13 protein-coding genes and 1 pseudogene are annotated in these 14,664 nt (G+C 71.8%); 8 read left to right on the top strand and 6 right to left on the bottom strand.

Annotation, left to right across the window (positions count from 1 at the left end; translation table 11 throughout):
• Positions 1-111: 111 nt before the first annotated feature.
• Both ABD932_RS00210 and fxsA read left to right on the top strand, forming a co-directional pair.
• Positions 112-942, top strand: coding sequence for a polyprenol monophosphomannose synthase (locus tag ABD932_RS00210; RefSeq protein WP_345007833.1), 831 nt, complete (start codon positions 112-114; stop codon positions 940-942).
• Positions 943-1,036: 94 nt separating this feature from the next.
• Positions 1,037-1,591 (top strand): FxsA family membrane protein, encoded by a 555-nt coding sequence (fxsA, locus tag ABD932_RS00205; protein WP_345007831.1) that lies wholly within the window; start codon positions 1,037-1,039, stop codon positions 1,589-1,591.
• A gap of 205 nt (positions 1,592-1,796) precedes the next feature.
• On the opposite strand, the gene ABD932_RS00200 is transcribed toward fxsA, so the two are convergent.
• From ABD932_RS00200 to yczE, 4 genes are all read right to left on the bottom strand, one after another.
• Positions 1,797-2,171: an RNA polymerase-binding protein RbpA gene (locus ABD932_RS00200; protein ID WP_003977404.1), complete on the bottom strand. Its 375-nt coding sequence runs from the start codon at positions 2,169-2,171 to the stop codon at positions 1,797-1,799.
• 278 nt (positions 2,172-2,449) lie between these two features.
• Positions 2,450-3,811 carry an MFS transporter gene (locus tag ABD932_RS00195; RefSeq protein ID WP_345007829.1) on the bottom strand — a complete coding sequence of 454 codons (1,362 nt, stop codon included), beginning with the start codon at positions 3,809-3,811 and terminating at the stop codon, positions 2,450-2,452.
• A gap of 56 nt (positions 3,812-3,867) precedes the next feature.
• The gene (locus tag ABD932_RS00190) at positions 3,868-4,638 is read right to left on the bottom strand and encodes a glycerophosphodiester phosphodiesterase family protein (protein ID WP_345007827.1); all 771 of its coding nucleotides are present in this window, start codon (positions 4,636-4,638) and stop codon (positions 3,868-3,870) included.
• Positions 4,635-5,315 (bottom strand): membrane protein YczE, encoded by a 681-nt coding sequence (gene yczE / locus ABD932_RS00185; RefSeq protein ID WP_345007825.1) that lies wholly within the window; start codon positions 5,313-5,315, stop codon positions 4,635-4,637. Before yczE ends, ABD932_RS00190 begins: the two co-directional genes overlap by 4 nt.
• Before the next feature lie 101 nt (positions 5,316-5,416).
• On the opposite strand from yczE, the gene ABD932_RS00180 reads away from it, so the two are divergent.
• Positions 5,417-6,916 (top strand): SCO1417 family PLP biosynthesis transcription factor, encoded by a 1,500-nt coding sequence (locus tag ABD932_RS00180; protein WP_345007823.1) that lies wholly within the window; start codon positions 5,417-5,419, stop codon positions 6,914-6,916.
• Between the two features lie 3 nt (positions 6,917-6,919).
• On the opposite strand, the gene ABD932_RS00175 is transcribed toward ABD932_RS00180, so the two are convergent.
• Positions 6,920-8,560: a hypothetical protein gene (locus ABD932_RS00175; protein WP_345007821.1), complete on the bottom strand. Its 1,641-nt coding sequence runs from the start codon at positions 8,558-8,560 to the stop codon at positions 6,920-6,922.
• Positions 8,561-8,600: 40 nt separating this feature from the next.
• Positions 8,601-8,795: a hypothetical protein gene (locus tag ABD932_RS00170; protein WP_345007819.1), complete on the bottom strand. Its 195-nt coding sequence runs from the start codon at positions 8,793-8,795 to the stop codon at positions 8,601-8,603.
• Positions 8,796-9,122: 327 nt separating this feature from the next.
• On the opposite strand from ABD932_RS00170, the gene ABD932_RS00165 reads away from it, so the two are divergent.
• The 5 genes and pseudogenes from ABD932_RS00165 to ABD932_RS00145 form a co-directional block, all read left to right on the top strand.
• A complete protein-coding gene (locus ABD932_RS00165; protein WP_345007817.1) occupies positions 9,123-9,515 on the top strand; it encodes an ankyrin repeat domain-containing protein in 393 nt (130 codons plus the stop codon).
• A 301-nt stretch (positions 9,516-9,816) separates the two neighbouring features.
• The gene (locus ABD932_RS00160) at positions 9,817-11,235 is read left to right on the top strand and encodes a HEAT repeat domain-containing protein (RefSeq protein ID WP_345007815.1); all 1,419 of its coding nucleotides are present in this window, start codon (positions 9,817-9,819) and stop codon (positions 11,233-11,235) included.
• Positions 11,236-11,509: 274 nt separating this feature from the next.
• A complete protein-coding gene (locus ABD932_RS00155; protein WP_345007813.1) occupies positions 11,510-12,640 on the top strand; it encodes a glycosyltransferase family 4 protein in 1,131 nt (376 codons plus the stop codon).
• The gene (locus ABD932_RS00150) at positions 12,637-13,797 is read left to right on the top strand and encodes a glycosyltransferase (protein WP_345007811.1); all 1,161 of its coding nucleotides are present in this window, start codon (positions 12,637-12,639) and stop codon (positions 13,795-13,797) included. The genes ABD932_RS00155 and ABD932_RS00150 overlap by 4 nt, the downstream gene beginning before the upstream one ends.
• Positions 13,794-14,627, top strand: a pseudogene (locus ABD932_RS00145) (SGNH/GDSL hydrolase family protein); the annotation flags it as partial. The gene ABD932_RS00150 and the pseudogene ABD932_RS00145, both read left to right, overlap by 4 nt.
• Positions 14,628-14,664: the final 37 nt, after the last annotated feature.

Genomic DNA, 14,664 nt, shown 5'->3' with positions numbered 1-14,664 from the left:
AGCCTTACCCGGCTCTTGTGCAATCGACACCGCCGTACGAACGTGCTGTCACGTCAGCGCAGGCCGCGCCCACTATGGTGGATGTCTGCGTACGGATGTGAAGGGGCAGCAGTGAACGACGGCGACGGGGACCTCGCGGCACAGGACCGGGGGAAGCGGTTCGGGCCGCTCGGCACGGCGTTGGTGATCATTCCGACCTACAACGAGGCGGAGAACATCAAGAGCATCGTCGGCCGGGTCCGCAAGGCGGTCCCCGAGGCGCATGTGCTCGTGGCCGACGACAACAGCCCCGACGGCACCGGCAAGCTCGCCGACGAACTGGCGGCCGAGGACGACCACGTCCAGGTCCTGCACCGCAAGGGCAAGGAGGGCCTCGGGGCCGCCTACCTCGCGGGCTTCCGCTGGGGCCTGGAGAAGGGCTACGGCGTCCTGATCGAGATGGACGCCGACGGGTCCCACCAGCCCGAGGAACTGCCCCGCCTGCTGACCGCCCTCAAGGGCGCCGACCTGGTCCTCGGCTCCCGCTGGGTGCCCGGCGGGCGCGTCGTGAACTGGCCCAAGTCCCGCGAGTTCATCTCCCGCGGCGGCAGCCTCTACTCCCGGCTCGCCCTCGATCTCCCGCTGCGTGACATCACCGGCGGCTACCGCGCCTTCCGCCGCGAGACCCTGGAGGGCCTCGGGCTGGACGACGTGGCCTCCCAGGGCTACTGCTTCCAGGTCGACCTCGCCCGCCGCTCGGTCAAGGCCGGGTTCCATGTCGTCGAGGTGCCGATCACCTTCGTCGAGCGCGAGCTCGGTGACTCGAAGATGAGCCGCGACATCCTGGTCGAGGCGCTGTGGCGGGTCACGTCATGGGGAGCGCGGGAGCGGGTGGGCAAGCTGATGGGCCGTGGCAAGCCGTCGTCGTCGCCCTCGTCGCCCTCGTCGCCGTCCCAGCCGTAGTGCGGGGTGCCGCCGTCACGGTCGCAGCTTGTGGCGTGGCGGTCTGAGTCGTCCCCTTATCCCGCTCTGAGCCGGGCCCAGGCACACTGGACGCATGACGACTGGCGCACCGACCCCCACCTATCCCGCCCGGCCCCGGCGCTCCCGGCTGCGTACCTTCCTGCCGCTCGGTGTCGCCGCCTGGCTGGTGCTGGAGATCTGGCTGCTCACCGTGGTCGCGGATGCGGTGGGCGGTCTCACGGTGTTCCTGCTGCTGCTCGCCGGCCTGGTGCTCGGCTCGGTGGTGATCAAGCGGGCGGGCCGACGCGCCTTCCAGTCCCTGAACGAGGCGCTGCAACGCGGCGGCACCCCGACGAGCGGTGGCGGCAACGGCCTGATGATGCTCGGCGGCCTGCTGATCATGCTGCCGGGCCTGATCTCGGACGCGGCGGGCCTGGTTCTGCTGATCCCGCCGGTCCAGAAGGCCCTCAGCCGCCATGCGGAGCGGACGTTCGAGCGCAAGCTGCGCGAGGCGACCCCGGGTTCACTGGGTGACGCCTTCCAGCAGGCCCGCATGCACCGCCCTGACGGCAAGGTCGTGCAGGGCGAGGTCATCAGGGACGAGCCGGGGGACACCCCGCAGGACCCGCGCCCGCCTCTGGCGCGCTGACATAGCAAGGACCCGGCGCCGCTGAGCGCCGGGTCTCTCTTTGCCGGGTCCCTTTTCGGGCCCAGCGTTCAGGCCCAGCGCTCAGGCATGACGTTCAGGCCCCGCTTTCGGGCACAGCAAACCGCGGGCGTCGTACGTCACCTTCACGTACGGCGCCCGCGGTTACACGCTTTGCTTGGTCAAACCGTCCAAGCCGCGCAGGGACCTAGGCCGACTTGCGGCTGTCCCGGGGGTGAACCGCGATGTTCATCGCCCCGGAGCGCAGAACGGCAAGGCGCTCCTCGAGGACCTCTTCGAGTTCCTCTCGGGTACGCCGCTCCATCAGCATGTCCCAATGCGTACGCGCGGGCTTGGCCTTCTTCTCCTCAGGGCCGTCGCCGTCCACGAGGAGTGCCTGGGCCCCGCAGACCTTGCACTCCCACTCCGGCGGGATCTCCGCCTCGACCGAGAAGGGCATCTCGAACCGGTGCCCCTTCTCGCATGCGTACTCCACGGCCTGGCGCGGGGCCAGGTCGATGCCGCGGTCCGTCTCGTAGCTGGTCACCACGAGGCGCGTGCCGCGAAGAGCTCGCTCACTCATGAATCGTGCCTCCCGGGCTTGTCGCCCACAGGACAGGTGTCGCTGTCGTCGTCATCCGGTCAACGTCCGGTCGGCGGTAAAGATTCCCGTCCCGTGTCCCGTTCTGGGTGATGCGTCGCCGTCGTAGCCGCAGCCTTGCTGACCAATGTCGTACCCACCGGCGCCCGGTTTGTCACATCTGCTAGCAGATGTGACCCAGCGTTTCGGCATCTTTGACGCGCAGTAACGGTACGCCTGGCAGGCCAAACGCGTACACTACCGCCCTTTCAGCCGGAACGCTAAATCGTTGTCGGAACCGGGTTGCCCGCGTCGCTGATCGCCCGCCGCACCGGAACCCTCGCGAGCAGGGCGAATCCGATGACGAAGAAGACCACGAGCGAGATGATCGCGTCCCGATAACTTCCGGTCAGCTGGTAGGTGAGCCCGAACAGCAGCGGCCCCAGCCAGCTCATGCCGCGGTCGCTCATCTCGTACGCCGAGAAGTATTCGGCTTCCTTCCCCGGCGGGACGAGATGGGAGAACAGGGAGCGGGACAGGGCCTGGCTGCCGCCCAGGACCAGGCCGATGCCGGCCGCCAGCACGAAGAACCACACCGGGGCCCCGGCCGGCAGGAAGTACCCGGCCGCCAGTGTCACCGTCCACGCGACGAGCGAGCCGAGGATCGTCCGCTTCGCTCCGTAGGTCCGGGCCAACCGCCCCATCGTCAGCGCTCCCGCCACCGCCAGCACCTGGACCAGCAGCACGGCGCCGATGAGCGTGGACTGTCCGAGGCCCAGTTCCTCGGAGCCGTAGATCGACGCCTGGGAGATCACCGTCTGGATGCCGTCGTTGTAGATGAGGTAGGCGAGGAGGAAGGCGAGCGTCAGCGGGTGGCGGCGCATGTCGCGGACGGTCGCCGCGAGCTGCCGGAAGCCCATCGCGCTCGGCTTCTTGCCGACGTGGTCGGTGCTCGTGGACCGGCGGTCGCGCAGCCGGCGCAGCGGGATGAGAGCGAAGCCGCCCCACCACAGGCCGGCCGATGCCAGACAGATGCGGACGGCCGTGCTCTCGGAGACCCCGAAGGAGTCGTGCGCCAGATACAGGACCAGGTTCACGATCAGCATCAGGGAGCCGGACGCGTACCCGAAGGCCCAGCCCCGGGAGGAGACCGCGTCGCGTTCCTCGGGCGGGGCGATCTGCGGGAGGTAGGAGTTGTAGAGCATCATCGCGACCGACTGGGCCGCGTTCGCGACGATCAGGAGGAGGCCGCCGAGCAGATAGCGGTCGCCGTCGAGGAAGAACATGGCCGTGGTGGCCGTGGCGCCCACATAGGCGGCGGTGGCGAGGAGGGGCTTCTTGCGGCCCGTGCGGTCGGCGGCCGCGCCCACCAGGGGCATCACCAGCACCGCCACGATGACCGACAGCGACACCGAGTACGCGAAGAAGGACCCCGCGCGCACCGGGATGCCCAAGGGGTGGACGAACCCCTCCGCGTCCGCCGCCTCCTCGGCGACCGACGTCAGATACGGGCCGAGGAACACGGTGAGCACGCTCGTCGAGTAGACGGAGCACGCCCAGTCGTAGAAGTACCAGCCGCGTTGCTCGCGGCGGCGCCCCGCGGCCTCGTCGGCCGCATCCGTCCGCACGGTATCGGTGCCCACCCCGCGCCCTCGCTTCCCCGTGGTGATCCCGCGCGAGGGCGGAGCCCGGACGGGGGTCAGCCCCAGACGCCCCGGTCCTCCATGACCTTGCGCAACGTGTCGATGTGATCGGTCATGATGCCATCGACGCCCAGGTCCAGGAGCCGGTGCATCGCATCGGGATCATTGATGGTCCACACGTGCACCTGCAGCCCGCGCGCGTGGGCGGCTCGTACGAAGCGGTGGTCCACCACCTGGATCCCGGACTGCGCCTCGGGCACCTGGGCGGCGACCGCCGAACGGCGCAGCGCGGCCGGCACTCCCCAGGAGCGCAGCCGGAGATTGAGGACACCCCGGGTGCCGTACGACGTCGCCAGGCGCGGTCCGGCCAGCCGCTGGGCGCGGATGACGCGTGCCTCGGAGAAGGAGCCGACGCAGATGCGGTCCCAGGCGTTCGTGCGCTCGATCAGCTCCAGGAAGGGGTGGAGCGCCGGCTCCGCCTTGAGGTCGACGTTCCAGCGCACGTCGGGGAAGGTCTCCAGGAGCTCCTCGAACAGGGGCACCGGCTCCTTGCCCGCCACGCGCGCGTCCCGTACGTCGTCCCAGGGCAGGTCGGCGATGCGGCCCGCCCCGTCCGTGACCCGGTCCAGGGTCGCGTCGTGGAAGGCGACGAGCTTGCCGTCGCGCGTGGTGTGGACGTCGGTCTCGATGTACCGGTAGCCCAGGTCGACCGCGCGCCGGAACTGGAACACGGTGTTCTCCAGGCCGTCCGCCGCCCCTCCGCGATGGGCGAACGGGATCGGGCCGGGGTGGTCGAGGTACGGGTGGCGTATCCGCGTGGTGCTCACGAACGCAGTATCGCCCGCCGGGGTTGCCCGGTGGCAACGACCGTGCTGCCGTCGGATGCCGGGGGGAGGGCGAACACGCGCAGGAAGAGCTGGGCGAGCGGGCCGATGGACAGCGCGTAGAGGACGGTGCCGACGCCGACGGTGCCGCCCAGGGCGAAGCCGGTCACGACGACCGCGATCTCGACGGCCGTGCGCATCAGGCGGATCGAGCGGCCGGTACGCCGGTGCAGCCCGGTCATCAGGCCGTCCCGGGGCCCCGGTCCGAAGCGGGCGGCGATGTAGAGGCCGGTGGCCACGCCGTTGAGCACGATGCCGGCCAGGAGAAGGGGGATCCGTACGGCCAGGGAGTGCGCCTCGGGGAGCAGGGCGAGGGTGCCGTCCATGGCGACGCCGACCACGAAGACGTTGGAGACGGTGCCGAGGCCGGGGCGCTGGCGCAGCGGGATCCACAGGAGCAGTACCACCGCGCCGACGACGATCGAGACGACGCCGATCGTCAGGCCGGTGCGTTCGGCGAGGCCCTGGTGCAGCACGCCCCAGGGCTCCAGGCCCAGCCCCGCTTCCACCAGCAGCGCCGCGCTCGCGCCGTACAGCGCGAGCCCGACGTAGAGCTGTGACAGCCGTCGTATGAGATGCCCCTGCTCGAGCCGTTGTAGGAAATGCCCCTGCGTGGACAAGACGTGCCCCCCCTGTGGTGGTAGTGGCCTGATGCATGACACCCTGTGGCTTGAGAAGCAATGCCATCCATGGCCAATTCGGGGAAGGTGGACTGGAAATCATGGCGCAGTGGACTTCTGCGGTGGGTGCCGCGCAGCTCGCCCGGCTCCTCACCTCCCAGCAGGACCGCCCCGCCGGCCCCGGCACCAAGCGCCCGCCGGCGTACCGGGCCCTGGCCGACGGCATCCGCCTGCTCGTGCTGGAGGGCCGTGTCCCGGTCGCCGCGCGGCTGCCCGCCGAGCGTGAGCTGGCCCTCGCGCTGTCCGTGAGCCGTACGACCGTGGCCGCCGCGTACGAGGCGCTGCGTGCGGAGGGGTTCCTGGAGTCCCGGCGCGGGGCCGGGAGCTGGACCGCCGTACCGGCCGGGAACCCGCTGCCCGCGCGCGGGCTGGAGCCGCTGCCGCCCGAGGCGCTCGGCTCGGTGATCGACCTGGGCACGGCGGCGCTGCCCGCGCCCGAACCGTGGCTGACCCGTGCGGTCCAGGGGGCCCTGGAGGAACTGCCCCCGTACGCCCACACACACGGTGACTATCCGGCCGGGCTCCCCGCCCTGCGCTCGATGATCGCCGAGCGGTACACGGCGCACGGGATCGCGACCATGCCCGAGCAGATCATGGTGACGACCGGGGCGATGGGCGCCATCGACGCGATCTGCCATCTGTTCGCGGGTCGCGGTGAGCGGATCGCGGTCGAGTCACCGTCGTACGCCAACATCCTCCAGCTGATGCGGGAGGCTGGCGCCCGGCTCGTGCCCGTCGCCATGGCCGAGGGGCTGACCGGCTGGGACGTGGATCGATGGCGGCAGGTGCTGCGGGAGGCCGCGCCCCGGCTCGCCTATGTCGTCGCCGACTTCCACAACCCGACCGGGGCGCTGGCCGACGAGGACCAGCGGCGGCGGCTGGTGGACGCGGCGCGCTCGGCGGGGACGGTGCTCGTGGCCGACGAGACGATGAGCGAGCTGTGGCTCGACCCGGATGTCGAGATGCCGCGCCCGGTGTGCGCCTTCGACCCCGCGGGGTCGACCGTCATCACCGTCGGCTCGGCCAGCAAGGCCTTCTGGGCCGGGATGCGGATCGGCTGGGTGCGGGCCGCACCGGATGTGATCCGCAGCCTCGTCGCCGCGCGCGCGTACGCCGATCTGGGGACGCCCGTGCTGGAGCAGCTGGCCGTGAACTGGCTGTTCGGCACGGGGGGTTGGGAGCAGGCGGTGGAGGTGCGGCGCGCGCAGGCCCGGGAGAACCGGGATGCGCTGGTCGCCGCTGTGCGGCGGGAGCTGCCCGACTGGGAGTTCGAGGTGCCGCGGGGCGGGCTCACGTTGTGGGTGCGGACCGGAGGTCTGTCGGGGTCGCGGCTCGCGGAGGCGGGGGAGCGGGTCGGGGTTCGGGTGCCCTCCGGGCCTCGGTTCGGGGTGGACGGGGCCTTCGAGGGATATGTGCGGTTGCCGTTCACTGTGGGGGGTGCGGTGGCTGAGGAGGCCGCGGTGAGGTTGGCCGCGGCGGCTCGGCTGGTGGAGAGCGGGGTCAGCGGGGGCGGCGATTCGGCGCGGCCGTTCGTCGCCTGACCGCTACGACGTCTCGGCGACCACGGCCTCCGCGGGCACCGGCTCCGGCTCCGGCTCCTGATCCGCCTTCTCCAACTTCTCCAGGGATTCCGCCTCCACCGGCGTGGTCCGCTCCGGCAGCAGGTCCAGTACCGCCTGCCGGTGCGCGTCGCTCGTCGCGTCGTCGTACGGGTCCGGGGTCGCCGGGACCTGGAGGCGATGGACGGGGCCCGTGCCGAGGCGGGCGTAGCCGCGGCCGGGCGGGACGTCGGTGACCGGGGTGGTGTGCGGGGGAGCGCCCAGGACCGTCTCCAGTTGTTCCGCCGTCGCGGGGCCGAGCACGACACGCGCGCGCGTGTGCTGTCGTACGGCGTCGCTGAGGGTGTCCATGGCGTCCCACTGGTCGGCCACGACCACCGTGACGTTGGCTGCGCGGCCGTGCCGGAGCGGGACCTGGAGCAGGGACTGGGGATCCTTGCGGTTGTCCGCCGCGGCGAGGTGGGAGAACGCGGTCGGGCGGTCCAGGAGGATCCAGAGCGGCCGCTTGGTGTCGTCCGGCGGCGGGTTGCCCGCCTGGCGGGTCCGGTTGATGGCGATCAGGCGGCGCTCCGTCTCCGTCGCCGCCCACTCCAGGCTCGCCAGCGCCCCGGCCAGCCCGCACTCGACGGCCAGGACGCCGTCCCGCCCGATCAGGCAGGCGTACTCGCCGGTGCTGCCGCCCTCGACGATGACGACGTCGCCGTACCGCAGCGCCTGCAGGGCGATCGAACGCAGCAGGGTAGAGGTGCCGCTGCCGGGCTGGCCCAGGGCCAGGAGGTGGGGCTCGGTGGAGCGGATGCCGGTGCGCCAGACGACCGGCGGTACGTCGCGGTGCGCCTCGCCGTGGGTGAGGGGGAGGGTGCGGTGGACCTGGGTGGGGTCGGTGAAGCCGAGGACCGTCTCGCCGGGAGCCGTGACGAAGCGCTGGGCGGCGATGTCGGTGGGCAGCGGCGCGAGGACGGTGACGGTGAGCTCGTTGCCCTCCTCGTCCCAGGTGAAGTGGTACTCCCGGCCACGGCCGGACTTCGCGGTCAGCAGGTGCTCGATCCGCGCGCGGGCCTGCGCCTCGCCGTCGGTGAAGTAGGCCGGGTAGCGGATCAGGAGACCGCTGATGCGTCCCGTGCCGTCGAACTCGTACTCGGGGAAGGCCTTCTCCCACTCGCCGCCGTGGGCGTAGAGGGGGGCCGGGTCCTCGGCGGCGGAGAAGTAGGGGACCAGTGCCTCGTACAGCGACCTCAGCCGTTCCGTCTGCGACTCGTCGGGGCCGTCGGGCTCCGTCGGCTCGCGGTCCCGGCCCTGCCAGGCCGCCGCCGCCATCAGCGTGATGACGGCGAGCAGCGGGCCGTACGGAACGAGTGCCACGACCAGGATCACCGAGGCCACCAGGAACAGCAGCATGCCGCGCCTGTCCTTGGGCGTGTCGGCCCACTTGCGCCGCCCGGCCGAGGCCAGCCGGCGCAGACCGCGGGTGATCGTGATCAGCGGGTGGAGGACGTCAGAGGCGCTGTCGGTCGCCGTCCGGGCCAGCTCGCGGCTTCGGGCGAACTGCGCCCGGGCCAGCTCCCGGCTCCGGGCGATCTGCGCGCTGCCTGTGCTCAGGATGCGAGGGAGGGGGCGGCGGGCCACTGCTGTCTCCTACAGGTGCGTACGGGTGGGTGGGGCGACGTCAGAACTGGATGCCGCCCAGGAGGCTCGCCAGGCTCTCGCCGCCGGCCTTGATGCTCGGGGCGATGGCCGTGCTCGCCAGGTAGAAGCCGAACAGGGCACAGATGCAGGCGTGCGACGCCTTCAGGCCGTCCTTGCGGAAGAAGATGAAGACGACGATGCCGAGCAGGACGACGCCTGAGATGGAGAGGATCATGTGAGTGCTCCTGGTTTGTGGGGACAGTCACCATGAGTACTTCCAGGCTCACAGGATGTATCCATACGATAAAAGGTGCAACCGGGTGAAATTCGGTGGATTTCCCTCGGGTGGCGGAGTGTCCTTGGCCGGATGAGCTTGGGTGTCGCGTCCGACCGCGTCTGCGATGATCTTTGCCGCGGGCGGGTCGGGTCATGTGCCGCGCGAGCCAGTACCCTGGCGAATCACTCGTACGGCCGAGCACCGCTCGCGGGCCGTACCGGTGCTCCCCGCAGTTCCCGTAGTTCCCCGCAGTCCCCGTGTTCGTAGTGAGAGGCGGTCCGGCCGATGACTGAAGCCCCCGACCCCGAGGTCGTGGAGCTGGCGACCAAGATCTTCGATCTGGCCCGGCAGGGGCAGACCGAGGCGCTCGTGGCGTACGTCGACGCGGGCGTTCCGGCCAACCTCACCAATGACCGCGGCGACTCGCTCGTGATGCTCGCCGCCTATCACGGCCACGCCGAGGCCGTGCGCGCCCTGCTCGCCCGGGGTGCCGAGGCGAACCGTGTCAACGACCGAGGCCAGACACCACTCGCCGGTGCGGTCTTCAAGGGCGAGACGGAAGTCATCAAGGCGCTCCTGGAGGGTGGCGCCGACCCGGCCGAAGGCATGCCGTCGGCCGTCGACACGGCCCGGATGTTCAACAAGACGGAACTGCTCGAGTTGTTCGGCGCACACTGATCCGAATGTTCTGACCAGCGAAAACACAGATAACGGGGGAGGCGGTACAGGGCCGCCGAAATTTCGGTCGCGGCAGGTGGAAGTGCCGAGTCATCATGACGTCGTGATTCACGGACGCGATGGCTGGGCAGGTGTTGCCGCACCGCGCGGACCGTGATGCGGTCCGCATGGGCCACTGACGAGAGGCAGAGGAAAATGGTCTACAGCAAGCAGGAAACGGCGGGCGCCCCGACGTGTTGTCACGCGGCCAGGTGAAGCAAGAACCCCGGTTGCGTCGACGCTTGATGTGAGGCTGTTTCCCATGTTCGAACCGGTCATAGCGCCCAGCGGTACGCTGCTCGGCCTGCTCCAGCGGGGCCGCGGCGACGGCACACTGCACGCGCTCACCGCCCCGCGCGCCGAGGCGCTCGCGGCCCTGAACCACTGTGTGCTGCGGGACCCCCGCCACGACTGGCAGGTGGAGAACCGCTCCCTCTACTACGCCCGTCTCTACCTCGATCTGAACGGCGAGCTGGACGAGATCGAGGCCCACCTCTTCGACGTCGAGGACGCCTTCGACGCCGAGGAGTCACGCACCGGGCTGGCTCTCGCCGTCCTCGGTCACCTCGCCTCCTACGGCAGGCGGGACGCCCTCCAACTGCTGCGCAGGTACGCCGCGTCAGGTGCCAACTGGGCCTGGGCGCTGGACGAACTCGCGCTCAGGGACGACGACGCCGGACTGCGTGCCCTGGCCGCGCCCGTGCTGGCCCGCTTCCCGGCCGATCCCGAGGGCGAGGCCGAACTGGCCGCCGTCGTACGCGATGCTTTTGAGCCACGGCCGTGGCGGCTGTGGGCCGAGGATTCGCGCGAATCGATCGCCACGCGTGTGCGTGCCGCTCAGGAGGCCGGCTGTTTCGACCGCTGGCAGCGGCAGATGCGACCTACCGGGCCCCGTCCGGGGTGGAGCGTGCAGGCCGTCTTCGAGTGGGCCCAGCAGGGGATGGAGCGCGGCGCCGCACTGCATGTGCCCGCCGCTCGGTGCCTCACCGCCGTCGCGGGTCCCGAGGACCGGCCCGAGATCGTCGCCGCCGCCAAGGACGGCACCGACGGCGCCCGTTGCACGGCCCTGCGGTACCTCGCCGACAGCAATGATCCGGACGCCCTCGATCTGATCGAGGCGGCCGTGGTCACCGGCTCGTCGGCCGTCGTGGAGGCCGCCCTCGACGCATTCGAACGCATGCGCAGTATCGCCGCTGTCGACCGGGCGCGGAGCTGGGCCCGACGGCCCGACCTGCTGGGCGCCGCCGCCGGGCGCATGCTCGCCTGCCGGGGCGGGGCCGAGGACAAGGAGCTGGTCCTCGCGGCGCTACGGGAGGCCGTACGGGGCGACGGCCCCGACGCGCCGACCCTGTGGACCCTCGTCGACGGCACCGGACGGCTCGGCATCGCCTGCGCGGCCCCCGTGCTGCGCCATATCTACCGCGAGACCGCCTCCTCCCATCTACGCGGCCGCACCGCCCGTGCCCTCGCCGCCACCGATCCCTCCTTCCCGTCCGGATTCGCCGTCGAGTGCCTCTGGGACTGCGAGGAGACCACCCGCGAGATCGCCGCCCGGCACGCCGAGACCGGCGACACACGCGTCGTGGAGCGGCTGCGCCGGCTCGCCGCCGACCCGGCCGAGGAGGCCGAGGTCCAGACGGCCGTACGCAGCCGGATCGGGCCGGACACGGCATCCGGCTGATCATTCGGCCGGACACGGTGCCGGGAGCGACCGTCAGATGATCATCGGTCGGGCCGCCACGGTCGGCTGATCGCCGATCATCGGCGGGACATGTGTTCACGCTGTGAATGTCGGGGAGATCGGCCCGCGAGGTGAACGCGGGATGACCTGCGGGTCAGGCGCGCATGGACGTGATCTGACCCGCCCGGGTGCGCAGCGGAACGCTCATGGGACGTTCCCTGTTCGGAAAGATCCACGTTGACGCGGCCACGTCCGGTACGGCGACAACACCGGTATGCGTGTCGTCATCGTGACCGAATCCTTTCCCCCCGATGTGAACGGCGTGGCCCACTGCGCGCTCCAGACCGCCCGACACCTGGTCGATCGCGGTCACGCGCCCCTCGTCGTCGCACCCGCCCCGGCGCCCGGAAACAAGCTCGCCGCCCTCGCGGCGCCCTGCCCGGTCGTCCACGTCCCCTCCCTTCCGCTCCCCGGCTACCCCCAGGTCCGCGTCGCCCTCCCCAGCCGGCGCCTCGCCGCGGCGATCGTCCAGCACCGCCCGGACGTCGTGCACCTGGCCAGCCCCTTCGTCCTCGGCGTCCGTGGCATGGCCGCCGCCGCCAAGTTCGGCATCCCCGCCGTCGCCGTCTACCAGACCGACCTGGCCGGCTACGCCCGCACCTACATGGGCGCCGGCGAGGCCGCGGCCTGGCGCCGCATACGCTCCGTCCACTCCGCCGCCGACCTCACCCTCGTCCCGTCCAGCGCGTCCATGAACGACCTGGAGACCCACGGGGTCCCCCGGCTCAAGCTGTGGGCACGCGGCGTGGACACCGCCCGCTTCCGCCCCGAGCTCCGCGACGCAGCGTTGCGCCGCGAGCTGGCCCCGAACGGCGAGGTGATCGTCGGATACGTCGGGCGGCTCGCCCCCGAGAAGCACATCGACCTGCTGGCCGACACCTGCCGTCTGCCGGGCGTCAAGGTCGTGATCGTCGGCGACGGGCCGAGTCAGCCCGCGCTCGCCGAGGCGCTGCCCGGCGCGGTCTTCCTGGGCCGACGAGGCGGCGACGACCTCGCCCGGATCTTCGCCTCGTTCGACGTCTTCGCGCACACAGGGCCGTTCGAGACCTTCTGCCAGACCGTGCAGGAGGCCATGGCCAGCGGCGTGCCCGTCGTGGCGCCCGCCGCCGGTGGCCCGCTCGACCTGGTCGACCACGGCCGCACCGGCCTGCTGGTGCCGCCGCGCGACGCCTCCGCCGTACGGGACGCCGTGCAGTCCCTGGTCGCCGACCGGGCGTTGCGGGTCGCGTACGGTGCCGCAGGACGGGCCACCGTCGAGGGCCGCACCTGGGCCGCGATCGGCGACCAGCTGATCGGGCACTACGCGGACGTGGTCGCCGCGCGCAGGGCGGTGGTGGCGGCATGAACGGCCTGCGCATCGTCCGGCTCGCGAACTTCGTCGCGCCCGCCTCCGGGGGGCTGCGCACCGCGCTGCGCGAGCTCGGCAAGGGTTTCAAGCTGGCGGGGCACGACCCCGTCCTCATCGTGCCGGGTGACAAGTACACCGACTGCGAGACCGAGCAGGGCCGCGTGATCACCCTGCCCGGCCCGATGCTGCCCGGCACCGGCGGCTACCGCGTCCTCATCGACAAGCGGCGGGTCGCGTCCCTCCTGGAGGAACTCGCGCCCGACCGCCTGGAGGTCTCCGACCGCACCACGCTGCGGTGGACCGGAAGGTGGGCCCGCCGCGCCCGCGTCCCCGCCGTGATGGTCTCCCACGAGACCGCCGACGGCGTGCTGCGCACCTGGGGCCTGTCGGAGACCATGTCCCGGCGCGCCGCCGACGCCCTCAACGTCCGTACGGCCCACACGTACTCCAGGGTCGTGTGCACCACCGAGTTCGCCGAGCGGGAGTTCGTGCGGATCGGCGCCCGTAACGTCGTACGGGCCCCGCTGGGCGTCGACCTGATGAACCGGCGTCCCACCCTGCGTGACGCCGCGCTGCGCGCCACGCACGCGCGTGCGGACGAGACGCTGCTGGTGATGTGCTCCCGGCTCTCCGTGGAGAAGCGGCCCGGTACCGCGCTGGACGCCCTGGAGTCCCTGCGGCGGCGCGGAGTGCGCGCCGTGCTGGTGGTGGCCGGGAACGGCCCGCTGCGCCCGCGGCTCGAACAGCGGGCCCAGGAGCGGGACCTGCCGGTGACCTTCCTCGGTCATGTCGCCGACCGCAGCCTGCTCGGCGCGCTCCAGGCCTCCGCCGACGTGTGCCTGGCCCCCGGGCCCGCCGAGACGTTCGGGCTCGCCGCGCTGGAGGCCATGGCCTGCGGTACGCCCGTCGTGGCGAGCGCGTCCTCCGCGCTGCCCGAGGTGATCGGTGCCGCCGGGGCCACCGCGGCGGACAACGGCGACGCCTTCGCGGACGCCGTGGAGATGCTCCTCGACCGTCCCGAGCGCGAGCGCCGCGAGGTGGCACGCGCGCGTGCGGAGTGCTTCGGGTGGGGCACGGCGGTGGACGCCTTCCTCACCGCGCACGACGCGGCGGTGCCGTCGCGTCCCTTCGTGCGTGCGGAGGGCGCGGCATGAGACCGCTCCGCTACGTCGCCCTCGGGGACTCGCTGACCGAGGGGGTGGGCGATCCCGTCGGGAACGGGTGGCGCGGCTGGGCCGCGCTGCTCGCCGGCGGGCTGTCCCAACCGTCCGCCGAGTTCACCAACCTCGCGGTCAGCGGGGCACAGACGCGGGACGTGCTGGAGAACCAGCTGCCCGCCGCGCTGACCCTGCGTCCGGACGTCGCGTCCGTCCTCGTGGGCGTCAATGACACACTGCGCAGCACCTTCGACATAGAGAAGATCGCGGAACGTCTCGACAAGGTCTACGCGTCCTTCGCCCGTCAGGGCACGGCCGTGCTCACGGCCTGCCTGCCCGACCCGGGCACGATGCTGGGACTGCCGGGCATCCTGGGCAACCCGCTGGCCCGGCGGCAGCGGGCCGTCAACCATGTGGTCCACACGTTGTCCGAGCGGTACGGGGCGGTGCACCTGCACGCGGTCGACGACGACTGGATCATGGAACGCTCGATGTGGAGCTCGGACCGGCTGCATCCCGGGGAGCGCGGGCACCGGCAGATCGCCCTGCGCTTCCACGCGATGCTGGCGCACAGGGGCCTCGCGACGGAACCGGCGCCCTCGCCCGAGCCCGAATTCCCGCCGCCCACCAAGTCGGCGAGCCTGCTGTGGCTGGCCACCGCGGGTACCGCCTGGGTGATCCGGCGGTGCAACGACCTGCTGCCGCAGCTGGTGCGTCTCGCCGCCGTCGAGATGCGGCACCGCGCGAAGGGCACCACCGATCGGCTCGACCGGCGAGCGGCACACGGGGTCTCCATGGCGCTGGCCGCGCTGTCGGCGCCCGAGCGGATGGGGATGCCCGAGCGGATGGGGTTGCCCGAGTGGA

Origin of the sequence: Streptomyces shaanxiensis (assembly GCF_039537145.1) — a bacterium.
Lineage (GTDB): Bacteria > Actinomycetota > Actinomycetes > Streptomycetales > Streptomycetaceae > Streptomyces > Streptomyces shaanxiensis.
This window is presented reverse-complemented; position numbering and strand designations above follow the sequence as displayed.